Annotated in this window: 21 protein-coding genes; 18 read left to right on the top strand and 3 right to left on the bottom strand. The window is 30.2% G+C overall.

Annotated features, from left to right (window positions below):
- Positions 1-189: 189 nt before the first annotated feature.
- The 3 genes from CLTEP_RS04535 (at position 190) to CLTEP_RS04530 (ending at position 2,307) form a co-directional block, all read left to right on the top strand.
- Positions 190-990 (top strand): class I SAM-dependent methyltransferase, encoded by an 801-nt coding sequence (locus CLTEP_RS04535; RefSeq protein WP_084364639.1) that lies wholly within the window; start codon positions 190-192, stop codon positions 988-990.
- Between the two features lie 470 nt (positions 991-1,460).
- Positions 1,461-1,691, top strand: coding sequence for a hypothetical protein (locus CLTEP_RS14620; RefSeq protein WP_153016278.1), 231 nt, complete (start codon positions 1,461-1,463; stop codon positions 1,689-1,691).
- Between the two features lie 115 nt (positions 1,692-1,806).
- Positions 1,807-2,307 carry an ISAs1 family transposase gene (locus tag CLTEP_RS04530; RefSeq protein WP_066823253.1) on the top strand — a complete coding sequence of 167 codons (501 nt, stop codon included), beginning with the start codon at positions 1,807-1,809 and terminating at the stop codon, positions 2,305-2,307.
- Positions 2,308-3,505: 1,198 nt separating this feature from the next.
- Here the strand turns inward: CLTEP_RS04530 and CLTEP_RS04525 are convergent.
- On the bottom strand, positions 3,506-4,831 hold the full coding sequence (locus CLTEP_RS04525; protein WP_066823250.1) for an FAD-dependent oxidoreductase: 1,326 nt from the start codon (positions 4,829-4,831) through the stop codon (positions 3,506-3,508).
- Positions 4,832-5,194: 363 nt separating this feature from the next.
- On the opposite strand from CLTEP_RS04525, the gene hutH reads away from it, so the two are divergent.
- The 12 genes from hutH (at position 5,195) to spoVAE (ending at position 16,661) form a co-directional block, all read left to right on the top strand.
- Positions 5,195-6,724: a histidine ammonia-lyase gene (gene hutH / locus CLTEP_RS04520; RefSeq protein WP_066823247.1), complete on the top strand. Its 1,530-nt coding sequence runs from the start codon at positions 5,195-5,197 to the stop codon at positions 6,722-6,724.
- A 27-nt stretch (positions 6,725-6,751) separates the two neighbouring features.
- Positions 6,752-7,648 (top strand): glutamate formimidoyltransferase, encoded by an 897-nt coding sequence (gene ftcD, locus CLTEP_RS04515; RefSeq protein ID WP_066823243.1) that lies wholly within the window; start codon positions 6,752-6,754, stop codon positions 7,646-7,648.
- 16 nt (positions 7,649-7,664) lie between these two features.
- Entirely contained in the window at positions 7,665-8,915 is a 1,251-nt protein-coding gene (hutI, locus tag CLTEP_RS04510; RefSeq protein WP_066823240.1) for an imidazolonepropionase, read from the top strand.
- A gap of 111 nt (positions 8,916-9,026) precedes the next feature.
- Positions 9,027-9,662, top strand: coding sequence for a cyclodeaminase/cyclohydrolase family protein (locus CLTEP_RS04505; protein ID WP_066823237.1), 636 nt, complete (start codon positions 9,027-9,029; stop codon positions 9,660-9,662).
- Positions 9,663-9,677: 15 nt separating this feature from the next.
- Entirely contained in the window at positions 9,678-10,838 is a 1,161-nt protein-coding gene (locus CLTEP_RS04500; protein ID WP_066823228.1) for a CD0519/CD1768 family membrane protein, read from the top strand.
- Positions 10,839-10,995: 157 nt separating this feature from the next.
- Complete coding sequence (locus CLTEP_RS04495) at positions 10,996-12,759, top strand: Eco57I restriction-modification methylase domain-containing protein (protein WP_066823379.1); 1,764 nt, start codon at positions 10,996-10,998, stop codon at positions 12,757-12,759.
- Positions 12,760-13,146: 387 nt separating this feature from the next.
- Positions 13,147-13,482, top strand: a complete 336-nt coding sequence (gene spoIIAA / locus CLTEP_RS04490) for an anti-sigma F factor antagonist (RefSeq protein WP_066823225.1) — start codon at positions 13,147-13,149, stop codon at positions 13,480-13,482.
- Positions 13,483-13,495: 13 nt separating this feature from the next.
- On the top strand, positions 13,496-13,918 hold the full coding sequence (gene spoIIAB, locus CLTEP_RS04485; protein ID WP_066823222.1) for an anti-sigma F factor: 423 nt from the start codon (positions 13,496-13,498) through the stop codon (positions 13,916-13,918).
- 15 nt (positions 13,919-13,933) lie between these two features.
- The gene (gene sigF, locus CLTEP_RS04480) at positions 13,934-14,689 is read left to right on the top strand and encodes an RNA polymerase sporulation sigma factor SigF (protein WP_066823220.1); all 756 of its coding nucleotides are present in this window, start codon (positions 13,934-13,936) and stop codon (positions 14,687-14,689) included.
- A 104-nt stretch (positions 14,690-14,793) separates the two neighbouring features.
- Positions 14,794-15,243 carry a stage V sporulation protein AC gene (gene spoVAC, locus CLTEP_RS04475; protein WP_066823218.1) on the top strand — a complete coding sequence of 150 codons (450 nt, stop codon included), beginning with the start codon at positions 14,794-14,796 and terminating at the stop codon, positions 15,241-15,243.
- Positions 15,244-15,282: 39 nt separating this feature from the next.
- Positions 15,283-16,305 carry a stage V sporulation protein AD gene (gene spoVAD, locus CLTEP_RS04470; RefSeq protein ID WP_066823216.1) on the top strand — a complete coding sequence of 341 codons (1,023 nt, stop codon included), beginning with the start codon at positions 15,283-15,285 and terminating at the stop codon, positions 16,303-16,305.
- Complete coding sequence (spoVAE, locus tag CLTEP_RS04465) at positions 16,305-16,661, top strand: stage V sporulation protein AE (protein ID WP_066823376.1); 357 nt, start codon at positions 16,305-16,307, stop codon at positions 16,659-16,661. Before spoVAD ends, spoVAE begins: the two co-directional genes overlap by 1 nt.
- Positions 16,662-16,704: 43 nt before the next feature.
- Here spoVAE and CLTEP_RS04460 read toward each other — a convergent pair whose 3' ends face one another.
- Positions 16,705-19,263, bottom strand: coding sequence for a transglycosylase domain-containing protein (locus tag CLTEP_RS04460; RefSeq protein ID WP_066823213.1), 2,559 nt, complete (start codon positions 19,261-19,263; stop codon positions 16,705-16,707).
- A gap of 108 nt (positions 19,264-19,371) precedes the next feature.
- Between CLTEP_RS04460 and yunB the strand changes: the two genes are divergently transcribed.
- Complete coding sequence (yunB, locus tag CLTEP_RS04455; protein WP_066823210.1) at positions 19,372-20,043, top strand: sporulation protein YunB; 672 nt, start codon at positions 19,372-19,374, stop codon at positions 20,041-20,043.
- Between the two features lie 134 nt (positions 20,044-20,177).
- Here yunB and hpt read toward each other — a convergent pair whose 3' ends face one another.
- Positions 20,178-20,705 carry a hypoxanthine phosphoribosyltransferase gene (gene hpt, locus CLTEP_RS04450; RefSeq protein ID WP_066823201.1) on the bottom strand — a complete coding sequence of 176 codons (528 nt, stop codon included), beginning with the start codon at positions 20,703-20,705 and terminating at the stop codon, positions 20,178-20,180.
- Positions 20,706-20,868: 163 nt separating this feature from the next.
- Here hpt and hflX point away from each other — a divergent pair, with 163 nt between their 5' ends.
- Together hflX and CLTEP_RS04440 are read left to right on the top strand one after the other, a co-directional pair.
- On the top strand, positions 20,869-22,665 hold the full coding sequence (gene hflX / locus CLTEP_RS04445; RefSeq protein ID WP_066823198.1) for a GTPase HflX: 1,797 nt from the start codon (positions 20,869-20,871) through the stop codon (positions 22,663-22,665).
- 85 nt (positions 22,666-22,750) lie between these two features.
- Positions 22,751-24,037, top strand: a complete 1,287-nt coding sequence (locus CLTEP_RS04440) for an amidohydrolase (RefSeq protein ID WP_066823195.1) — start codon at positions 22,751-22,753, stop codon at positions 24,035-24,037.
- Positions 24,038-24,065: the final 28 nt, after the last annotated feature.

Below are 24,065 nucleotides of genomic sequence, written 5' to 3'. Positions count from 1 at the left end.
TATAACAATAATGTTAGCTGAAATAGTGAGGCGTGAGTTAACTGTTTGAAACTTAGTTTACTAATATTAAACGAAAAAAATTTACAATATAAGTGAAATGAAAATTATATGAGAGTGATTGATTATAAGAAATTATTTGCAATTAAGTTGCAATGTACATAGAAATTTTAAAGAGGTGGGATAAAGATAATGGATTATAGTAAAATGAGAGATAATGAAATTCTTAAGAGACAGTATAAAGATACTTCTAAGCTAGATATACACAAAACATTTCATGAAAAGTATAGTACAAATAAACAAGGCTTTACTGAATGGATGTTTGAAAAGTATATGTTTTTTAATGGATGTAGAATTCTGGAACTAGGTAGTGGAAAGGGTGATTTATGGGATGGAAGAATAGAATACATTGGAAAAAATTCTTCGCTAGTTTTGTCTGATTTCTCAGATGGAATGATCACATATATGCAAGATAGATATTTTAATCAAAAAAGAGTAGAGATAATGAAAATTGATGCTCAAAATATTCCGTTTTTAGAGGAGACATTTGACATAGTTATTGCTAATTCTATGCTGTATCATGTTCCAGATTTGAAGAAAGCTATATCAGAAATATGGCGTGTTTTAAAGAAAAATGGAGTTTTTTATGCAGCGACATTTGGTGAAAATGGATTTTCCAAATATATAAATTCAACGCTTAGGGAGATGGAATTAACCACGAATGACATAGGTAACATCTCATTTACCTTACAAAATGGTAAAAAAACTTTATCTACATTTTTTCCGACAGTAAAGCGGATAGATTATGAAGATTCTTTTGAAGTAAGTAATACGGAGGATCTGGTTGATTATATATATTCTATGGCATCTATGGCAAATTTGGATATTAGTCATCGACCAAATATGATAGCTTTTTATGATAAACATAGGAATGCTGAGAGTATCATAAAAATCAAAAAGGAATATGGTATTTTTATTGCAAAGAAATTATAAACTGATATTAGTATATTAGAAAATTTTTGTGGAATTTTTGGTTTAAGGATTATGCTGGCAATACTATATCCACGAATTCATTACAATCGACATATGATATAGAAAGTTAAGAAACAATGCAAGTATAATTCCCTTTTATAAAATCAGATTGCGATAAATGACCTAATAAAAAGGATTCATGCAATAGTACGCACATTTATTAATAATTAAGTTAATAGTATAAGTAAATACTATTAGAGTATTTAGGCAAAAGTAACTATTATTTAAGGCGTTTTACCTTAATATCCCACACGTTTTAATTTAAATATGAATGATTATTAAAATTAATAAAGATATTTTCTTTATTACCAGATTATAAGAGAACACAGTATATGAAAAATTAATGGATATCAATGTTAATTTAAATTATAGATTAAACAGAAATGTTTATGAGTATAAAAGTGAAAGGTGCGTTTATAGTGGAGAGTTTTGTGATAAAGCATAAAAAATCAAACTTTGATTGCATTCATTCATCGTTGTCTTTAATATGTGAAAAGTATGGCATTATGAGCTCATTAATGTCTGCTGCGTGTTTTGGATTGGAATATAGAGACGATGAGAACTTTATAGGCAATAGAATTAGGCCAAAATACAAGGGCAATCGCATACGAAATGTTAATCTAAAACCCTTTACAGTCAAGGGCTTTAGAGATATTATGTAAGAGTAATTCATATCAATGAAATAAAAACACGTCAAAAATAATCATATCTTGGTGACAAACAAATAAATATTATGATAATATTGAAAGCATATCTGACAAAAGGAGAAATATTATCATGAAAAGTTTAGTAGAAAATTTAGAAGAAGTAAAAGATTATAGAAAAGGTAATGCAATAGATCATAAATTAATAGATATATTGGTAATTGCAGTACTAGAAACATTATGTGGTTGCGAGGGCTGGAAGTATATAGAACAATTCGGAAATGCTAAAAAAGAATGGCTTAAAACATTTTTAGAATTGCCTAACGGAATACCATCACATGATACATTTGGAAGAGTATTTTCAAATATAAACCCTAAGGAGTTCCACAAGACATTTATAGATTGGGTCAATGGTATACGTGAGTTTATAGACAAAGATATTGTAGCATTAGATGGAAAAACATTAAGAAGATCACACGATAAAATAAATGAAAAGAAACCAATTCATGTAGTTAGTGCCTGGTCAAACCTAAATTCTTTAGCACTAGGACAAATTAAAGTTGATGAAAAATCAAATGAGATAATAGCAATTCCAGAGCTACTTAAATTACTTGAGTTGAAAAATTGTACATAATGATGTAGAGCTTTATTTTCAAGAAACTGTTTTAAAAGAAGATAAAAATAAGTTAAAAAATGAAAATAAGTATCATGTTACTTATGATAAAGGACATGGAAGAATAGAAAAACGTGAATGTTATATAGAAAACAATATTGAATGGTTAAAGGAAAAGGATAAGTGGAAAAACTTAAGCAGTATAGCTATGATTAAATCCGAAAGAACAATTGGTGAAAAAACATTAAAGTTAGGTATTAAAGGTAAAATGATTAATTGTGCTTTAGATACTAAGTATTTAGAGAAGGTACTAGGAATGAAATAAGAACTTCATTTTCAAAAAATTGATATGATTTTTCTGGTCTTTTACATCTAATTGTTTAAATATTTTGAAGAGTAACACAATGCAAACATAAATAAACCTATTTATGAATTAAATGTGTTCAAATTAGAAAATTATACAATTAATTTATAAATAGGTATTATATTGATGCGATTGCCCTTTTTAAAACCCAGCCCACTTAGGTCACTATTCTTTAAATTTTTTAAAACTTCTTCATCAAATTTTAGTCCTGCTTTAAGTAAAAAATAGATTGTATATGGCTTTGAATTCCTAGTACCTTTTTTTAGCACCTAGTACCTAGTACCTCAAATAGATACTGGCATACAAATGTCAAATCTGTACTAGCAGTCTAGCCCTCTGGCAACCTAGCAATCTTGTTTTTCCTAGCACCTAATAAGATACTGGCTATCAAGTTACAAATTTGTACTGGAGACTGGAGATTGGAGATTGGAGACTAAAACAAAGTCACTAATCGCCAATCACTAGTCGCCAAAACATATTGTGACCTAGTCAGAGCAACCCTAGTACCTTCTTTTTCCCTAGCACTTAGTACCTAATAAGATACTGGTTTTCAAGTTACAAATTTGTACTAGAGACTGGAGATTGGAGACTGGAGACTAAACAAAGTCACTAATCACCAATCACTAGTCGCCAAAACATATTGTGACCTAGTCAGAGCAACCCTAGTACCTTCTTTTTCCTCCTAGTACCTAGTACCTAATAAGATACTGGTTTTCAAGTTACAAATTTGTACTAGAGACTGGAGATTGGAGACTGGAGACTAAACAAAGTCACTAATCACCAATCACTAGTCGCCAAAACATATTGTGACCTAGTCAGAGCAACCCTAGTACATTTTCTCCTAGTCCCTTCTACTTACAGTTGGCTTACTATTTGTTCTGCAGCATGGACAAGCAAATTATTAGCAGGGAAGAATGATTGATAAGGTTGAGAAGAATAACTAAATTGAGTCAACTTATCAATTGTTATTCCAAATTGAACAGCCATAGTAATTTGGTCAACTTTATCTGTAACAGGTTCACCGCTTACAACTTGACCACCCAATATTTTCTTTGTATTTTTATCAACTATAAGTTTAATTTCAACGTCTTTTGCAAAAGGCATTATTGGGAATGTAGTTGTGAATTTTGCTTTTCCAACTACAATATCATATCCTTTATCTTTAGCAGCTTTTTCTGATAATCCTGTGCTACCAACAAAATAATCAACAACTTTTGTTGCAGCTCCATTGTAAAAACCAGAGTATGTTCTGTTTTCTCCTAATAAGTTCTTAGCTAATAATCTTCCCATAGGAACAGCATTTGTAGCAAGTTTACCTAATATGACATCACCTGTGATAGCACTTTTGTATTCTGTACAATCACCAACAGCATACACATCAGGAATATTTGTTTCCATTTTGTTATTTATTACAATACCACTTTTAGATAATTCTAATTTAGTATTTTTGAATATATCAATATTTGGTTTCATTCCAACAGCGAAAACAACCAAAGGTTCAGATTCAAATTTAATATTACCTTTTTCGAGTATAATTTCTTCAACGTAGTTTGAACCCTTTAAAGAAGATACTTTATTATCTAAGTACAACAATACTCCAGATTCGGCTAATTGCTTTTGAGCTGAAACAATCATATCTTCATCCATCATATTTGGTAAAATTGTAGAAGCCATATCTATTAAGTAAGTTTTCACATTGACTTTGTTAAGTGCTTGTGCTAATTCAATTCCTATAGCTCCAGCGCCGATTACAACAGCTTCTTTTAATCCATTATCAACAATGCTTTTAATATATCTTAAATCGCTTTCAGTTTTGAATGTCATTACATTTTTTAGATTTGTTCCTTCAATAGGAGGCAAAATAGGATTAGCACCAGTTGAAATAATAAGTTTTTCATATCCATAAGAGTTACCTTTTTCAGTTGTTACAGTTTTTGATTCAAAATCAACTTTAGTAACACTATCTCTTATTAGTGTTGCACCAGCATCTGTAACGAGTTTATCTTTTTTCAATGTTTTTTCTAAAGATAGAATACCTTCTATTGCATAAGGCATTGCACAATAAATCATAGAATGATCTTCTGGTCTTATTATAGCAGTTTTCTTTTTGCCCTTAAGATTTTTAACTATTGTTATTGCGGCAGGACCGCCACCTATTATCAAAATTTCGTAAGTTTCCATATGGCATATCTCCTTTGTAAAAATATTTATTACTAATATTAGTTTTTACATAAATAGAATTTAATATTTGAAGAACAGAGAATATAAAACAATAAATAGATAATACTACAACTAGAAAATTTGAATCATAAACTGCAATTGTAAATACAACACTAGAATATACCCATAAGAGGTATTTGTCAACATCTTTTTTGACATATGCTCAAAAATCATGGTATAATTGCACAAATGTTTATTTAAGTAAAGTGCTAAAACATTAAATAAATTCTAAATATTCAGATTGTTTTAAAAGAAGGTTATTATGAAAAAATAAAGAATATATAGAATATTGGGGTTATTAGATATGTATGAGGAGGGAAAGAATTGGAAGATAAGTATATTGAAATTAATGGTAATAGTTTAACTTTGGATGATTTGATTAATGTAGTGAGAAACGGTTATAAAGTGGTACTTGATGAAGAAGCAGAAGAAAGGGTTAAAAGATCTAGAAAAATTGTTGACGATATAGTTGAAAATGATAGGGTTGTTTATGGTATAACAACTGGTTTTGGAAAATTTGCAGATGTTACAATTTCTCAAGATGATTGTAAAACGCTTCAGAGGAATCTTATTGTGTCTCATGCCTGTGGTACAGGAGAGGTATTTCCAATTGATATTACAAGGACTATTATGTTGCTCAGAATAAATAACCTTGCAAAAGGATATTCAGGAATAAGACTAAGTACATTGAATACGTTAATAGAAATGCTTAATAGAGGAGTACATCCTATAATTCCAGAGAAAGGCTCATTGGGAGCATCGGGAGATTTAGCACCTCTAGCACACATGGTTTTACCTATGATAGGTGAGGGTGAGGCAGAATATGAAGGGGAAAGAGTTAGTGGATTAGAAGCAATGAAAAGAGCTGGAATCGGTATTGTTGAACTGACTTCAAAAGAAGGATTAGCACTTATAAATGGTACACAAGTAATGACAGCTGTAGGAGCATTAGCTTTATATGATAGTATTAATCTAATTAAAATTTCTGATATTGCAGCTTCTTTAACATTAGAAGCACTTAGGGGAATTAAGGATGCATATGATTTAAGAACACATGTAGTAAGACCACATAAAGGACAGATTGATACAGCTAAGAACATATTGAATTTAATCGAAGGAAGTAGTTTTATAACAAGGCAGGGAGAATTAAGGGTTCAAGATGCATATACTTTAAGATGTGTACCTCAAGTACATGGAGCAAGTAAGGATGCAATTAATTATGTTAAAGAAAAAGTAGAAATTGAAATAAATTCAGTAACTGATAATCCAATAATTACTGAAGAAGGTGATGTAATATCAGGTGGTAATTTTCATGGTCAGCCTATGGCAATTTCATTTGATTTTCTTGGAATTGCTGCTGCTGAAATAGCTAATATTTCGGAAAGAAGATTAGAGAGATTGATTAATTTTCAATTAAATGATTTACCTCCTTTTTTAGTAAAGCATGGAGGGCTTAATTCTGGTTTTATGATTACTCAGTATGCTGCTGCAGCTTTAGTATCTGAAAATAAAGTTCTTGCGCATCCTGCTTCTGTTGATTCTATACCATCTTCTGCTAATCAGGAAGATCATGTTAGTATGGGAACGATTGCAGCTAGAAAGGCTAGAGATATTGTTGAAAATGCAACAAGAGTTTTGGCAACAGAATTGATGGCAGCATGTCAAGCAATAGATTTTCGTGAGGGATTTAATCTTGGATGTGGTACACAAGAAGCTTATAATGTAATAAGAGAAGAAGTTGAATTCATAGAAAATGATAAAATTATGTATAAAGAATTAGATAAATGTACCGAGCTAATTAAAAGTGGTAAACTATTAAATAATGTGGAGCAAAAAGTTAGATTATTATTTTGATAAATATTTAAGAAGGGAGATTTTATTATGGCTAAATTAGTTGAATGTATTCCAAATTTTAGCGAAGGAAGGAATTTGGAAGTTGTAGAGAAAATAGTTGATACATTAAGAGGAAGGGAAGGCGTTAAGTTGCTTGACTATTCTTCAGATGCTGATCACAATAGATCAGTTGTAACAGTTATAGGTGAACCGGAAAAATTACAGGAAGCAATTATTGATATGGCTGAAAAAGTATATAAAAATATCGATATGACTAAGCATGAAGGCGGTCATCCAAGGATGGGTGCATTGGATGTTGTTCCTTTTGTACCAATTAGTGATGTTACAATGGAAGAATGTATTGAAATAGCAAATAAAGTTGGTAAAGCTATAGGTGATAGATTTAATATTCCTGTTTATTTGTACGAAAAGGCTGCAAAAAAGAAAACTAGAGAAAACTTGGCAAAAGTTAGAAAGGGACAATATGAAGGTTTCTTTGAAAAGATAAAAGATCCCGATTGGAAACCAGATTATGGTCCGGAAGAAGTTAATGTAAAAGGTGGATGTGTTGCAGTTGGTGCTAGAGTGCCATTAGTTGCATTTAATGTAAATCTAGGTACGGATAATATTGAAATTGCAGATAAAATAGCTAAAATTGTAAGACATATTGGTGGTGGATTGAGATTTGTAAAGGCAATGGGGGTAAAATTAGAGGATAGAAATATTGTTCAAGTTTCAATGAATTTGGTGAATTATGAAAAGACAGCTGTTTATAGAGCATTTGAAATGATAAAAATGGAAGCAAAAAGATATGGTGTACCTGTAATTGGAAGTGAAGTTATAGGGCTTGTGCCAATGGCATCATTAATACAATGTGCTGAATACTATCTCCAAATAGAGAATTTTTCAATGGATCAAATTCTTGAAAAAAGAATAATGGAATAAGAAAAGTGGTGGGGTTATGTCATTAATTATAAAAAACATAGATTGCTTGGTAACTTGTAAAGGAAGCCACCTCAAAAAAGGAAAAGAAATGCAGAATGCCGGAATTATTGAGAATGGATATATAGTAATTAAAGATGATACAATTTTTGAGGTGGGTAATGGAGATGGCTATAAAAAATATGTTGATGACAATATTGAAGTAATCGATGGAAAAGGTAAAACGGTAACACCGGGGCTTATTGATTGTCATACGCATGTTGTTTATGGTGGTTCAAGGGAAAAAGAGTTATCCATGAAACTTAAGAATGTAAGTTATATAGATATATTGAATAATGGAGGGGGAATACTTAGTACTGTTAGAGAAACAAGAAAAGCTTCATTTGAATCTTTGGTGAGTTCTGCCAAAAACAGATTGGATATAATGCTAGAACACGGTACTACTACTGTTGAGAGCAAGTCAGGATATGGATTAAATATTGAAACTGAATTAAAGATGCTTAAAGTAAATAAGTATTTGAATAAGATTCATAAAATAGATATTGTATCTACTTTTTTAGGAGCTCATGCTATACCTGAGGAATATAAGAACGATAGAAAGAAATATATTGATACAATAATAAATGAAATGATACCTGCTGTTAAAGATGAAAACTTGGCAGAATTCATAGATTGTTTTTGCGAGGAAGGCGTTTATTCAGTTGATGAAGCAAAAAAAATTCTAGTTGCTGGTAACAAAATGGGATTAGATATAAAAATACATGCTGATGAAGTTGAATCGATTAAAGGTGCTGAATTAGCAGGAGAAATTAATGCCGTATCGGCTGAACATTTGGTAGCAGCTTCTGATGAGGGGATTAAGGCTTTAGCAGATAATAATGTGGTGGCAGTGTTACTTCCGAGTACATCGTTTTATCTTATGCTTAATAACTTTGCAAGGGCAAGAAAAATGATAGATGAAGGAGTGGGAATTGCATTAGCGACTGATTGTAATCCAGGTACTTCACCAACAGAATCACTACAAACTGTAATGACATTTGCTTGTTTTGGGATGAAGATGTTTCCAGAGGAAATAATAAATGCAATGACTATTAATGCAGCATGTGCTATCAAAAGAGAAAATGTAATTGGAAGTATTGAAGCTGGTAAAAAGGCAGATATATGTGTTTTTGATAGTAAGAATTTAGACTATTTAATATATCATTTTGGTATAAATGCTATACGCTATGTTATTAAGAATGGAAATGTTGTAGTTAATAAAGAAAATTAGAAATATTCTGTTGACATTTATACTTTGATAGTAAATAATTAGATGGGAACTATATAGTTCCCATCTAATTTTAATATAATCTAAGTAAAAATTTAAGTAGGGGGTTTGTATATGTTGGATAAAAAAACGGTTAGAGAATTTACTGATGAGCTTGCTTCAAAGGCTCCAGCACCAGGAGGTGGAAGTGTAGCAGCTTTATCTGCATCTATTGCGAGTGCATTAAGTTCAATGGTGTTTAATTTGACTATTGGAAAAAAGAAATATGATACATATAGTGAAGAGGATAAAAACAATGTTATTGCCTCTCAGAAAAGCAGTGAAATTGCAAAAGATGATTTTTTAGAATTAATGAATAGGGATACAGAAGTATTCTTGAAGGTAATGGAAGCATTTAAACTTCCAAAATCAACAGATGAGGAAAAGAAGATTAGAAGCTTAAAAATACAGGAATCATATAAAGCAGCATTGGAAGTACCTTTTGAAGTAGCTGAGAAGGCATTTGGTATGTATAAGCATATTTATACTGCAGTTAAATTAGGAAACAAAAATGCTATTTCGGATGCAGGTGTAGCTGCATTAATGTTACAAGCTGCAATAGAGGGGGCTGTATTAAACGTAAATATTAATTTAACAAGCATTAAGGATGAAGAATATAAAATGAGTATTAAGAATAAATGTAAAAATTATATTACTGAGGGACGAAGAATGAGAGATGAAATTCTTACTCTTGTAAATGAGTTAATCTAAGCCGGAGGATTTGTCATGAGTAATAGAAAGAACATAAAAAAAGCGATTAGCATAGAAGGATTTATTTGTTTAATACTATTTGTTGGATTTTTTGTAGTACTTGGTAGTAAAATGGGAACGGTTAATATGTTTAACACTCTAATGAATACAGCTCATGATTTGCTTTTGAATACAGTCTTTTTTATAATGGCTATAGCTGTTATAGCAGGAGCTATTGCAGCGCTTTTATCTGAATTTGGTGTTATTTCAATAATAAACAAAGTATTGTCATATTTAATGAAACCATTGTATGATTTGCCAGGCTCTGCTGTTTTAGGAATAGTTACGACATATTTATCTGATAATCCTACAATAATAACATTGGCTCAAGATAAAGGGTTTAGAAAGTATTTTAAAAAATATCAGCTTCCAGCATTAACTAATTTAGGAACGGCATTTGGAATGGGACTTATAGTGACTACATTTATGATTGCTCAAAAATCACCTATTGGTGAAAGTTTTGTTGTTCCAGCTCTTATAGGAAATTTAGGAGCTATTGTTGGTAGTATTGTTAGTGTAAGATTAATGTTAAGATATACTAAGAAGGAATATGGTACAGAAGCAAAAGCTTGTGAAGAGAGTGATAATGATTTTGATATAATAAAGTACAGGGAAATTAGAGAAGGAAATATAGGAGCAAGATTGCTTGAATCGCTGCTTGAAGGTGGAAAGACAGGAGTTGAAATGGGACTAGCTATTATTCCAGGAGTTTTGATAATTTGTACATTTGTATTGATGCTTACAAAGGGACCTTCGGTGGATGGAACGTATACTGGGGCGGCATATGAAGGCGTAAAAGCACTTCCATGGTTAGGTAATAAGCTTTCATTTATTTTAAAACCTCTATTTGGATTTAAACATGCTGAGGCAATAGCGTTTCCTATAACTGCTTTAGGTGCTGTTGGTGCTGCTATTAGCTTGGTACCACAATTTTTACAGCAAGGTTTGATTGGCGGAAATGAAATAGCAGTTTTCACAGCAATGGGTATGTGTTGGAGTGGATATTTAAGCACCCATGTTGCAATGATGGATACATTAGGTTGCAGAAAATTAACAGGAAAAGCTATATTAAGTCACACAATAGGCGGACTGTCCGCAGGTATTTTTGCACATTTATTATATGTTATAATATTTTAGATTAGTTTAATTAAATATATATTAATAGGAACATCTATAGTAAAATTTTTATTATAGATGTTTTTACTTTTAACGTTTGCACAATGTTGATATAATGTGCTTGATAGCGAATTAGCTTTGCTAAACAAATTGATAAAATGAATGGATTGATAATATGATGAAATTATTTTTGAAGAAAATTGAAGAAATACGAGATTTATTTGCTTTTAATATTGATTATAGATTTATATTATACGCAATAGAAAATAACAAAAAAGAACTAGGTATTAGTGAAAAAAGCTTTGGAGAATATTATTTTGAATTAATAAAAAATGAAAACAGGAAGGGAACGGTGTATACTCCTATTGAATTAACAGACTATTTAATTATGAATACAATTTCGAAAGAGAATATTATTGAAAATCCATTTTTAAAAATATGTGATCCTGCGTGTGGTGTTGGAAATATAATAATTCCATGTTATAGATACTTAAAAAATATATATACTGATAATCTAGAGATTATAAATAAAAAACACAATTTAAAATTGAATAAAGACAATATTAATTTCCATATAGTAAAGAATAATATATATGGATTTGATGTTGATGGAATAGCGTTACATATTTTAATGATAGATTTATTTGTTGAGAGCGGAGTTGTTTCAGATAATTTCAAAAATATAGATTTCTTACTATATGTTAAAAACGAATCTTTTGATATTATTCTAGGAAATCCTCCTTATATTGGTCATAAGCTAATTGATAAAGAATATTCTTTAACATTAAAAAAGAAATATAATAATGTTTTCAAAGATAAAGGAGATATTTCATATTGTTTCTTTCAAAAAGGTCTAAAAATATTGAGATATGGGGGAAAACTAAGCTTTATAACATCACGGTATTTTATAGAAGCACAGAGTGGAATAGAACTTAGAAAATATATAAAAGAAAATAGTAGTATAAGCAAAATTGTTGATTTTTATGGTGTAAGACCATTTAAAGGTTTTGGAATAGACATTGTTATAGTATTTTTAGAAAAAGAGAAAATAAAAAATGAGATTATTGAAATAATTAAACCATCACATAATAAAGCAAAGAAGAAAGAGTTTTTTAAACACATAAATATTGAGGGTGATGATAGTTGCAAACGATTTTATATTAAAAGTGATGAATTAAACAGTAAAGCATGGCTTCTTATTGATGAAAATGAGAGAAATATCATAAAAAAGATAGAAAATAAATGTTCATTTACGTTAAATGATATATGTATGAGTTATCAAGGAATAATTACGGGTTGTGATAAAATATTCATAGTTGATTATGAAATAATATCAGAAAATAACATTGAGAAGGAATTAATTAAACCGTGGATAAAAAGCAGTAACATAAAAAAGTATAACATAACTGCTTCATCAAAATATTTGATTTATTCTAATATGATTGATGAAGAGGAAAAGTTTCCAAAAGCAATTAAATATATAGAACGTATGAGACATAGGTTAGAGAATAGGCGAGAATGCATAAGAGGATATAGAAAATGGTATGAATTACAGTGGGGAAGAGATATGAATATTTTCGAACAGAACAAGATTATTTTCCCATATAAATCAGATACTAATAGATTTGCGATGGATAAAAGGAATTATTTTAGTGCAGATGTTTATTCATTAGTTTTAAAGGAAGAAAGTAATTATTCATATGATTTTTTATTGTTTTTATTGAACAGTAGATTATATGAGTTTTATTTTAAAACATTTGCAAAGAAGCTTGGAGAAAGTTTATTTGAATACTACCCTAATAATTTGATGAAGCTTTTTTTACCTGATATGTTTACTCAAAACTATGAAAATGAGAATGAAATATATGAGTATTTTTCACTAAGCGATAGAGAAATAGAGTTAATACAGAAGAGAATTGATAATTATCAAAATAAATTGTGATTTTGATGAGTATTAGGCATTTTCAAAAAAATAACTAGTCAGTATGCTAGTCTATTTTGCGAACTACTTCATCGTCGGAACCCGTTGATAGGACCTACTATCAGCGGAACCCAACTCTTTGTATTTCACAAAATATACGTCGCATCTTTGACTTGTTATTTTCTTTCAAATGCCTTAGAAACTGAAAATTGTATGTATTAATGCTGATAAAATTTTTGCAATAATTATGTTTAATATTATAAAAGTTGGATAATATACAAATAAGTATGCTTATTTAAGAAGGAAAAACTTAGAATGCATAGAATAGATTATATAGTAATGAAAATATATACATGTGATTGTTGCACTTATATCCTGAAAATAATTGTTATAAGGGGGCATAACGATATGTACTTAGATTTTGAAAAGATAGATGATAAGCTTATTGTACATTTAAATGGTGAACTAGATCATCATAGTGCACAGGAGGTCAGAAACAGAATAGATGACAGGTTAGAAAGGGAAAAAATAAAGAAGTTAATAATGGATTTTTCTGGAGTAACATTTATGGATAGTTCGGGTATAGGTGTTGTAATAGGAAGATACAAGAAACTTTCTTCAGATGGAGGTAAGGTGTGTGTTGTAAATGTAAGGGGAACTGTGAATAGGGTATTTGAATTATCAGGTATGTATAAAATTATTAGTTCTTATAACAGTTTTGAACAAGCAGTTAACAATATTTAGTGGGGGGATAGGCATGTATCAGAACATGATGAAATTAGAATTTTTAAGCGTATCGGAAAATGAGAGTTTTGCGAGAGTAGCTGTTGCGGCTTTTGCCACACAATTAGATCCTACATTAGAAGAAATTTCAGATATTAAAACAGCAGTATCAGAAGCTGTTACAAATGCTATTATTCATGGATATAGCAATAATAAAGGAATCGTTAAAATAGAAGCAGAGATTAATAAAAATCAGATAAAAATTGTTATATCAGATAAAGGAAAAGGAATAGAAAATGTTGAATTAGCAATGCAGCCATTATATACTTCAAGACCAGATTTAGAAAGGTCAGGTATGGGATTTACTGTAATGGAAACGTTTATGGATGATGTTGAGGTTGAGTCTGAGAGTGGAAGTGGAACTACTGTTACTTTAATAAAAACTATAGGACAGTGAGTTGGGTGAGTAATTATGGAGAAAAATTCAGAACAAAAATGTAGTATTAAATATGAGGATAACTTAGAACTTATTAATATGGCGAAAAATGGAGATAAAGATGCTCTTAATAAAATTACAGAAAAAAATTTGCCTTTAGTTACGTCTATTTGTAAAAAATTTTTAAATAGAGGATACGAATATGAGGATCTTTTTCAAATAGGGTGTATTGGACTTGTAAAAGCGGTTAATAATTTTGACCCAAAGTTTAATGTTAAGTTTTCAACTTATGCGGTTCCAATGATTATGGGTGAAATTAGGCGTTTTATAAGAGATGATGGTATTATAAAAGTTAGTAGAAGCGTTAAAAATACTGCAAAAAAGTTATATTATATGAAAGAAGATTTAAGAAATAAATTTGGGAGGGAGCCTACAATTGAAGAATTATCTAAATACTCAAAAATAGATAAAGAGGATATAGTACTTGCTTTAGAAGCAGCACTTGGTCCACAGTATTTATATGATACAATTCATCAAGATGACGGTTCTCCTGTATTACTAATTGATAAGATAAGCAATAATGCTGATACAGATGAAGATATGACTGATAAAATAGCATTAAAAGAAATACTGAAAGATTTAGATTTAAGATCAAGGCAGATAATAATTTTAAGGTATTTTAAAGACAAGACTCAGGTTCAGGTAGCAGATTTTTTAGGTATAAGCCAAGTACAAGTTTCTAGGATAGAAAAGAAAGTTTTAAAAGAGATGAGGGATATGTTAAGTGGATAGGATACTGAATGTATCCTTTTTTTATGTGTTTAAAAATTTTTTTTTTGCAGAAAATACTACAAGGAGAATAAATAAAGTTAAAGTACTATGGAGGAAATAAAAAATTGAATATTAATGAGAATAAGTTAAAAAAAGAATTTAAGAGATTGACAGAAAATGATAAACCTAAACCACAATTATTAATACACTGTGTAAGAGCTTTTATTGTTGGTGGAATCATATGTGATATAGGTCAAATGTTTAATAATCTATATTGTAAACTAGGAGTACCAAATGATTTGTTAGGAGCTTACGTATCAATTACTATGGTTTTCATTGGCGCGTTTCTAACAGGAATAGGTATATATGACAAGATAGCAGAATATGCAGGTGCAGGAACTGTTGTACCAATAACTGGTTTTGCAAATTCTATTGTTTCACCGGCTATGGAATTCAAAAAAGAAGGTTTTGTTTTTGGAGTTGCAGCGAAAATGTTTATAATTGCTGGACCTGTATTAGTTTATGGAGTAACTTCTTCCGTTATTGTTGGGATAGTTTACTATTTTATTTCTTAAGGTTAGTTGTAAAGTAAATTAGCAAGGATGTGTGAGTTTATGATTAAAAGAGTTGGAAAGCAAACTATTTGCACAGAAAATAAGCCTAAAATAATTTCAACAATGAGTGTAGTTGGACCTAAGGAAGGTGAAGGACCATTAAAAGATTATTTTGATATAATTTTACAAGATGATACAGATGGACAAAAAAGTTATGAGAAAGCTGAGAGCAGTATAGCTAATAGAGCTATAAATGAATGCATAAAGAAAGCCAATTTAAAGGAAGATGATATAAATTATCTTATAGCAGGAGATTTATTAAATCAGCTGACTGCTTCAAATTTTGCAGTTAGATCATTGAGTATACCATATATTGGAGTTTATGGTGCTTGTTCTACAATGGCATTATCATTAGGGTTAGCTGCTATGATTATAGCTGGAGATTTTGCCAATTATGCTTTGGCGGCTACTTCTTCACATTTTTCAACAGCCGAGAGACAGTTTAGAACACCACTTGAAATGGGAAGTCAAAGATCTCCCACATCGCAGTGGACTGTAACAGGAGCTGGTGCAATGCTTCTAGGGAGAAATGGAAATTTCCCATACATATCTTATGTTACAACAGGAAAAGTTAAAGATTATGGTGAATCAGATCCAAATAATATGGGAGCAGCGATGGCACCAGCAGCAGTTGATACTATTAAGCAGCACCTTCAAGATACGGGGCGTAAGCCAAGTGATTATGATATAATTGCTACTGGCGATTTAGGCAAACATGGTAAAGAAATTACTGAAAAGCTATTATTAGAATATAATTATGATATTAAGAACAGATATATTGATTGTGGTGTAGAAATATATGACTTAAAAAAACAAAATGTGAATTGTGGTGGAAGTGGATGTGGATGCTCGGCTGTAGTAACGAGTGGATATATTTATAAGAATATGCTTAAGGGTAAATTCAAAAGAGTACTTTTGGTTTCAACTGGTGCTCTCATGAGCACTACATCGTATCAACAGGGTGAAACTATTCCAGGAATAGCACATGCAGTTTCTATAGAGTTTGGAGGTCAGAGTAGATGATGGATTATTTATCGGCATTTATAATAGGGGGTATGATTTGTGTTATTGCTCAAATATTAATGGATAAGACAACGCTAACACCTGCGAGAATACTCGTCAGTTTTGTTACAATTGGTGTTATATTAGGCGCATTTGGTTTATATGACAAATTAATAGATATTGGTAAGGCAGGTGCAACAATACCATTGCCTGGATTTGGGAACACACTAGCTGTTAGTGTAAAGAAGGAAGTTGATGAGCTAGGACTGATAGGAGCATTTACTGGAGGTATAAAAGGAGCGGCTGGAGGTATTACTGCTGCAATAGTATTTGGCTATAGCATGGCCTTGATTTTTAATCCAAAAACAAAGGAATAGTATATAAAATGCTGTGGGTATTTTCCACAGCATTTTATATACATCAATCATTATTTGTAGTATCAAATTTTTCTTTTTTTGTATTTTTGTTTTCTGTTTTAGAATCTTTTATATGATCTTTAGTATTATTTTTTTTGTTCTTATCTAAATCTGAATTGAACAGATAATCGAAAAAATCATTTACGAGTTTATTATCTTTGTCCTTAATATCGTCTATTGGGGTAGCATCATCATATTCAGTTGGTAGAACATACTTTTGATCAACCAAGTAAGCTTTAGGAGTATAGTCTCTTTTGATAAATACTCTTTCTTCAATTTTAGTAGGATCACTATATTCGGTTGCTAATACGTATTTTACATGTCCGTTTTTGTCAACTTTTTTTACAACTTTTGCTTTTACATGAACATCATCAAATGTATGAGGTTCAGTACCTTCAATAAATAGTTCAGTATATACTCTATTTCCTCTAGGATCTTCATATGATATTTGTCTTGGAAGTGTACCAGAATCCTTGCAAACTTTAATTCTAACAATTCCAGCTGGTTCTTCGATTTCTTTATCTTTTAATCCTTTGTGAGCTACTTTCATTATTTCTCTCCAGATTCTAGCTACACTATTACTTGAAAATGCACCTTTTATTTTTGAATAGTCATCATTACCAACCCATACTGAAGCTGAATAGTAAGGAGTTAAACCTGTAAACCATAAATTTTTCATGTCACTTGCGGTACCTGTTTTACCTCTAACGCTCATACCTTTGAATCTAGCATTTCGACCAGTTGCACCTGGCTCACTGCTTACAGGACCTTTTAGTAAGTCATACATTATGTATGCAGCCTGAGGAGAAATTACTTGTTTTACTTCGTATTTAGTTTCTAAAATAACATTTCCATTTCTATCCAGTACTTTTGTGTAAAGCCTTGGCTTAGCCATCATACCGTTATTACCGAAAGTACCATAAGCTGTTGCTAAAGTTAAAGGGTTTGTTCCACGGATACTTCCACCATCTAATTGACCCAAAGCTATTGCAGCCATACTATGTTCGTCTGTTTCATCAATTTGGAGTCCGTATTTTCTGCCATATGATACACCTGTAGTAAGTCCTATTTTATCTTCTATTTTTACAGCAACCTTATTAATAGAACGACGTAAACCTTCTCTTAAAGTTACATATCCTCGGCATGGCATAGGGCAATTTCTAGGATCATAAGGTTTTTGACCAGGAGCAACATATTTTTTACCTATTTCTGGAGGAATGGGTGAATCTTCAATTACTGTTGCAGCTGTAAAAATTTTAGTGTCTATTGCAGGAGAATATACAGTTAATGGTTTAATACATGAACCTGGTGAACGCAGAAATTTATCAGAAGCTGCTCTATTATATGACATAGGACCTTGCTCTCCACGTCCTCCAATTATAACCTTTACTTCTCCAGTATGGTAGTCCATAATTACAGTTGAAGCTTGCAATTTTGGTTGAACTGGTTTTAAATTATTGTATCTTGGGAATAAATAATCAGATGCTTTTTCTTTAGTTGGTTCAGTTCTATCATCAAGTATTTTTTGAACTGCATTTTGAAGCTCAGTATTCATTGTAGTATATATCTTTAATCCTCCAAATGCCAATAGGTTATTTATATCCCTTTCAGTATATTTATTTTTATATTTAGCTTTTAAATCTTTTTTTACTTGTGCTATTACAGGTCTAGAAAACCATTCATAAGCCATTTTGTTTTGATTTTTAGTATTAAATGAAAATACTAAAGGTGTATTTATTGCTTTATCATATTCTTCTTTAGATATAAAATTATTTTTCAACATATTTGAAAGAACAGCTTTTGTTCTAGGAGAGTCTAAAGGCTTTTTATTTGTAAAGGCTTTTCTTGCTACTGCGTAAGATACCGACGGATTTTGAGCAGTACTAGCTAAAAAAGCACATTCTTTCAAATTTAATTTATTAACATCTTTATCAAAGTATTGGTGAGCAGCTGCCTCAATACCGTAGGCGTTACCACCAAGCAGAATTGTATTCATATATGATTCTAATATTTGATCCTTTGAAAGAACTTTTTCTAATTTGATTGCTAAATACATTTCCTGAACTTTTCTTTGAATACTTAATCTGTGCTTTAAAGAATCTTGTAGAAACATTTTTTGTTTTATAAGTTGTTGAGTAATTGTAGAAGCCCCCTGTAGACTACCAGATTTTGTTATGATGTTTTTGATATTATAAAACGTTGATCCAACAAGTCTTTTAAAATCTACGCCAGGATGTTTTCTAAATCTTTCATCTTCAATAGCAATAAAAGCATTTTGAAGATTTTTAGGCACATCTTTTATAGATACGGGAATTCTACGTTCAATTGTTTTATACTCGTCTATTAGATTTCCTTTATCATCATATAGTGTTGTAGGTGAGTTCAATGATAATATTTGATTTACATCCAATTTAGGAGCTGTTTTAATCATACCATATGTTATTGCTCCTAATACTGCTCCAGAAATCAGAATAACAACTAATAATGTAATGAAAATAGCTTTTATGATTTTACGTGTAGTGCTTTTTTTCTTTATATTCTTTTTATTGTTTTTATCGTGCATAAGAATCCTCCTTAAGACAAACTTCAAATCTTAACCTAACATATTATATCACAATAATTTATTAATAACAAAATATATGTATACATATAATATTCTATAGTACTAAATATGAAGAAGGGATATACAATAAGAATAAAATATAAGATTATATTCAGTTTTATTATAATTATATCCATATTTGCCATTTTTATATATGAATTCGATAAAACTGTAATGCCGACTGTAATAGCTGTTTCTGAAGCGGAAATGAGGGCAAAAGCAATTGAAATAATGAATAAAACTATAATTGATGAATTTATGAAGCAGTTCAACTATAATGATGTTATTAAAATTGACAAGGATAAAAATGGAAATATTGTTCTATTAAAAGCTGATACATTGAGATTGAATAAAATAGCATGTGATGTTGCGATTAAAGCTCAAAAAGCATTAAGTGATTTGGGAAATGTAGGGATTCAACTTCCTATTGGGTATATTACGAGAAACAATGTATTATCGTATTTTGGACCAAGCATAAAGATAAAAATGCAGCCTATAGGATTTATAGAGACAAGATATTCTTCTGAATTTGAAAGTGCGGGTATAAATCAAACTAGACATAAGATTTATATAAATATGAAAACAAAGATAAGAATAATTATACCTCTTAAAAGTAGTGATGTCGAAGTGAGTAATGAAATTCCTATTGCTGAAACAATTATAGTTGGAAAGATTCCTAAAACGGCAATTCAGATGGATCTTAATGATGCTGGATTTAGGTTAAAAAATTTCTCGGATTAAGTATATAATATTTTTGCTAAATCAAAATTTATTAAAACTTCAATTCGTAATTTAGATTTTTAGCATATTATAAATTTATAAAATAGGCTGTTGCTAGCGGAGTTTAGTATCCGTTAATACAACAGCCTATTTTACTATTCAGTTTCCCAATTGAAAACATATGGAACATTTCTATAATAATCACCATAATTTAAACCGTATCCAACAACAAATACATCTGGAATTTCAAAGCAACAGTAATCAGGTTTAATATCAATTTTTCTTCTTTCAGGTTTATCAAGAAGAACGCATGATTTTACTGAAGCAGCCTTTAAAGATTTGACGTGTTTTATGACAAAATCCATAGTAATACCACTATCAACTATATCATCAACTACTAGAACGTCATATCCTTCAATATCATCAGGAATATCGTTAACAACTTTAACATTACCAGATGAAGTTTCAGAATGACCATAGCTTGATGTTGTCATAAATCCAATTTTAGTTGGAACATTAATAAATCGAACTAAGTCAGCAGTAAAAATAAAACTTCCTCTGAGTAAAGACAATACATAGAGTTTTTTGCCTTCATAATCTTTAGATATTTCTTTTCCTAACTCAGCAATTCTTTCTCTGATTTTTTCTTCACTTATTAATATGTTTCTTTTTTTCTCTTCCAATCTAAATCCCGCCTTCTGCTATATTTACATTATTGTATTTATACTGTTATAATAACTTATAAGCATTGTAAATTCAAGCTTCTTTTTTAAAAACGTCATAAACTTAATAAAATAAAGTATGACATGACAATAATTCTTAATAATATATAATGGAGATGATTTTATGATATATGGAAACACAGATGGTATAAGGAAAACAATATTAAATGAATTAGAAAATATATATGAATACAAAATTCCTAGAGAATCTATATTAACAGACGAGTTAGCAAGTATAATTGTTGATATTTCAGAGAGTATCAATAGAGAAATAAGTATTGCAGTAGATAGAAAAGGAAATATTGTAAGTGTATCCATTGGTGATTCAAACACAGTTGAAATATCGGGAATTTTCTATAGTGAAAATAAGCTTTCTGGTGTTAGAATTATTCATACTCATTTGAATGGAAATCCTAAATTATCAAATATGGATATTTCTGCATTAATAAAATTGAAATTAGATTGCATTGCATCTATAGCAGTTGATTATAATGATGGTGGTCATATTATAGATTTAGGATTTTGCAATATAGAAGATAACACTATAAAGAGCGTAGAAATAGGACCATTATCTATAGAAGAAACATTGGAATTTGATTTTTTAGGTAAAATAAATGTTGTTGAAGATTGCTTAAAAAATGTTTGCATTGAAGAGAAATATTCTGAAAGGGCTATACTTGTAGGAATAGAAAGTGAAGAAAGCATAGATGAATTAGAAGAACTTGCAAAGGCGTGTAATGTGCAAACTTTAAAGAAAGTTCTTCAAGTAAGAAGCCATATTGATTCTGCGTATTTTGTTGGAAAAGGTAAAATGATTGAAATTCAGATGTTGGTTCAAACATTAAATGCTAATGTAGTTATTTTTGATGATGAATTATCTGCGTCTCAAGTGAGAAATTTAGAAGAGAATATAGGAGTTAAGGTTATTGATAGAACAACATTGATATTAGAAATATTCGCAAGAAGAGCTAAGAGTTCAGAGGCAAAACTGCAAGTGGAATTAGCTCAACTTAGATATAGGTTGCCAAGGCTTATTGGACTAGGAGCAGTATTGTCAAGGACTGGTGCTGGGATAGGTACGAGAGGACCAGGAGAAAAAAAATTAGAAGTTGATAAAAGACATATTAGAGAAAGAATAAATGATATAAAAAAAGAATTACACAAGCATAAAAAGAATAGAAACATTCAAAGAGAAAAGAGAATTAAAAGAAATATTCCTCAGGTTTCATTGGTTGGCTATACGAATGCAGGAAAATCTACATTAAGGAATAAATTATGTGATATTGCAACATACAAAGAAGCATCAATAAAGGAAAAGGTATTTGAGGCTGATATGCTTTTTGCTACTTTAGATACGACAACTAGAGCGATTGTGCTTCCAGATAATAGGATTATAACCATTTCAGATACTGTTGGATTTATTAGAAAATTACCTCATGATTTAGTGGAAGCTTTCAAATCAACGCTTGAAGAAGTTATTAATTCTGATGTTCTTCTTCATGTTATAGATGTATCATCTGATAGCTTTTTTGAAGAATTAAATGTTGTTAACAAAGTTTTAGAACAGTTAGGTGCTGATGATAAGAAAATTATTTTAGTTTTAAACAAGATAGATAAAATTGAAGAAGACAAATTATCAGAAATAAGACATGAGTTACAAAACATAACAGAAAATGAATGTATTGAAATATCTGCAGCTAAGAATGTGAATTTGGATTTGCTATTATATAAGATTTCAAAGTCTATTCCTGAAAAATTGTGTAAAAAAGAATTTATAATTCCGTACTCACATCAGGAATATGTAGCATACATTTATAGAAATGGTAAGGTTTTGGCTGAAGAATACAAAAATACAGGTACTTATATAGAAGCTTTGGTAGACGAGGAAACATACAACAAGTGTAAAAAATTTAAAATGTGATTATGTGTATAGAAAAAATTCAACTAATAGTGTATAATACACAAAAAGAAGTTTACGGAATTGTCGAAAGAGAGGTATATGCTAAATGAATATTATAATTAAGGATGTTTCTATTGTTACAATGAATGAAAATAATGATATAATAAAAAATGGATACATTGTAATAAATCAGGAAAAAATAAAAGAAGTAGGGTATGGAGAGTACAATGGTGATTGTAAAGATTATAAAATTATTAATGGAAAGAATTCATGTGTTATGCCAGGATTGGTTAATTGTCATACTCATGCAGCTATGACTTTATTAAGAGGGTATGGAGAAGGGCTCCCTCTTATGAAATGGTTAAATGAAAAGATATGGCCTATGGAAGCAAAATTTAGAGAAGAGCATATAAGAGTTGGAGCAAAGTTAGCAATTATTGAAATGATTAGAACAGGTACTACAACATTCAATGATATGTATTTTTTTCAGAAAGAAGTGTTAGAAGTTGCTCAGGAATTTAATATTAGAGCTGTGTTAGGTACGCCTATAATTGGTGATGCATGGGAAGAACAGTTAAAAAGTGCAGTTCAATTAAATGATTTTGTAAAGGAATATTCAAAAAACGAAGATATGATAAAGACTATGATTGCACCTCATGCACCGTATACTTTGAGTAAAGAAGCATTAATAAGGGTTGCTGAAATAGCAAAACAGCAATATATAGGTGTGCATATACATATATCAGAAACACAAGATGAAGTGGATATGATTAAAAGCAAATATGATTTGACACCAACAGAATTCCTTTTAAGCACTGGAATACTTGATAATAAGGTGGTTGGAGCTCATTGTGTTCATATGACTGATAATGATATTGACATTTTAAGAGATAAAGAAGTTAGTGTTGCATATAATCCTCAAAGCAATATGAAACTTGCTAGTGGTGTTGCAAGAATTGCAGAAATGTTAGATAATGGAGTTAATGTTTGTTTAGGAACAGATGGTACTTCAAGCAATAATAATTTAAATATGTTTGAAGAAATGGAAACAGGAGCTCTTCTTCAGAAATTATGGTATAAAGATACCACAAAATTAAATGGTTCTGATATGTTAAATATAGGAACTATAAATGGTGCAAAAGCATTAGGATTTCAAAAGTTAGGAAGAATAGAAGAGGGATATAAAGCTGATTTGGTTATGATTGATATGAATAGACCGAATATGATTCCAAGATATGATATTGACTCGAATATTGTATTTGCAGCTTCTGGAAATGAAGTTCATACTGTTATAATAAATGGAGAGATAGTATTATACAATGGCGAGTTTTTAAATATTGATGAAGAAAAGGTTCTTTATGAAAGTAATAAATTTTGCGAAAATCTTATATAAATACTATATATTAATGAATTTGTAGGTA

Origin of the sequence: Clostridium tepidiprofundi DSM 19306 (assembly GCF_001594005.1) — a bacterium.
In the GTDB taxonomy this organism is placed as follows: Bacteria; Bacillota; Clostridia; order Clostridiales; family Clostridiaceae; genus Clostridium_AC; species Clostridium_AC tepidiprofundi.
This window is presented reverse-complemented; position numbering and strand designations above follow the sequence as displayed.

What these genes read in the sequence shown, in the direction of transcription:
- CLTEP_RS04535 (WP_084364639.1), top strand. Translation starts at nt 190, where the DNA reads ATGGATTATAGTAAAATGAGAGATAATGAAATTCTTAAGAGACAGTAT.
- CLTEP_RS04530 (WP_066823253.1), top strand. Translation starts at nt 1,807, where the DNA reads ATGAAAAGTTTAGTAGAAAATTTAGAAGAAGTAAAAGATTATAGAAAA.
- CLTEP_RS04525 (WP_066823250.1), bottom strand. Translation starts at nt 4,831, where the DNA reads ATGGAAACTTACGAAATTTTGATAATAGGTGGCGGTCCTGCCGCAATA.
- ftcD (WP_066823243.1), top strand. Translation starts at nt 6,752, where the DNA reads ATGGCTAAATTAGTTGAATGTATTCCAAATTTTAGCGAAGGAAGGAAT.
- hutI (WP_066823240.1), top strand. Translation starts at nt 7,665, where the DNA reads ATGTCATTAATTATAAAAAACATAGATTGCTTGGTAACTTGTAAAGGA.
- CLTEP_RS04505 (WP_066823237.1), top strand. Translation starts at nt 9,027, where the DNA reads ATGTTGGATAAAAAAACGGTTAGAGAATTTACTGATGAGCTTGCTTCA.
- CLTEP_RS04500 (WP_066823228.1), top strand. Translation starts at nt 9,678, where the DNA reads ATGAGTAATAGAAAGAACATAAAAAAAGCGATTAGCATAGAAGGATTT.
- CLTEP_RS04495 (WP_066823379.1), top strand. Translation starts at nt 10,996, where the DNA reads ATGAAATTATTTTTGAAGAAAATTGAAGAAATACGAGATTTATTTGCT.
- spoIIAA (WP_066823225.1), top strand. Translation starts at nt 13,147, where the DNA reads ATGTACTTAGATTTTGAAAAGATAGATGATAAGCTTATTGTACATTTA.
- spoIIAB (WP_066823222.1), top strand. Translation starts at nt 13,496, where the DNA reads ATGTATCAGAACATGATGAAATTAGAATTTTTAAGCGTATCGGAAAAT.
- sigF (WP_066823220.1), top strand. Translation starts at nt 13,934, where the DNA reads ATGGAGAAAAATTCAGAACAAAAATGTAGTATTAAATATGAGGATAAC.
- spoVAD (WP_066823216.1), top strand. Translation starts at nt 15,283, where the DNA reads ATGATTAAAAGAGTTGGAAAGCAAACTATTTGCACAGAAAATAAGCCT.
- spoVAE (WP_066823376.1), top strand. Translation starts at nt 16,305, where the DNA reads ATGGATTATTTATCGGCATTTATAATAGGGGGTATGATTTGTGTTATT.
- CLTEP_RS04460 (WP_066823213.1), bottom strand. Translation starts at nt 19,263, where the DNA reads ATGCACGATAAAAACAATAAAAAGAATATAAAGAAAAAAAGCACTACA.
- yunB (WP_066823210.1), top strand. Translation starts at nt 19,372, where the DNA reads ATGAAGAAGGGATATACAATAAGAATAAAATATAAGATTATATTCAGT.
- hflX (WP_066823198.1), top strand. Translation starts at nt 20,869, where the DNA reads ATGATATATGGAAACACAGATGGTATAAGGAAAACAATATTAAATGAA.
- CLTEP_RS04440 (WP_066823195.1), top strand. Translation starts at nt 22,751, where the DNA reads ATGAATATTATAATTAAGGATGTTTCTATTGTTACAATGAATGAAAAT.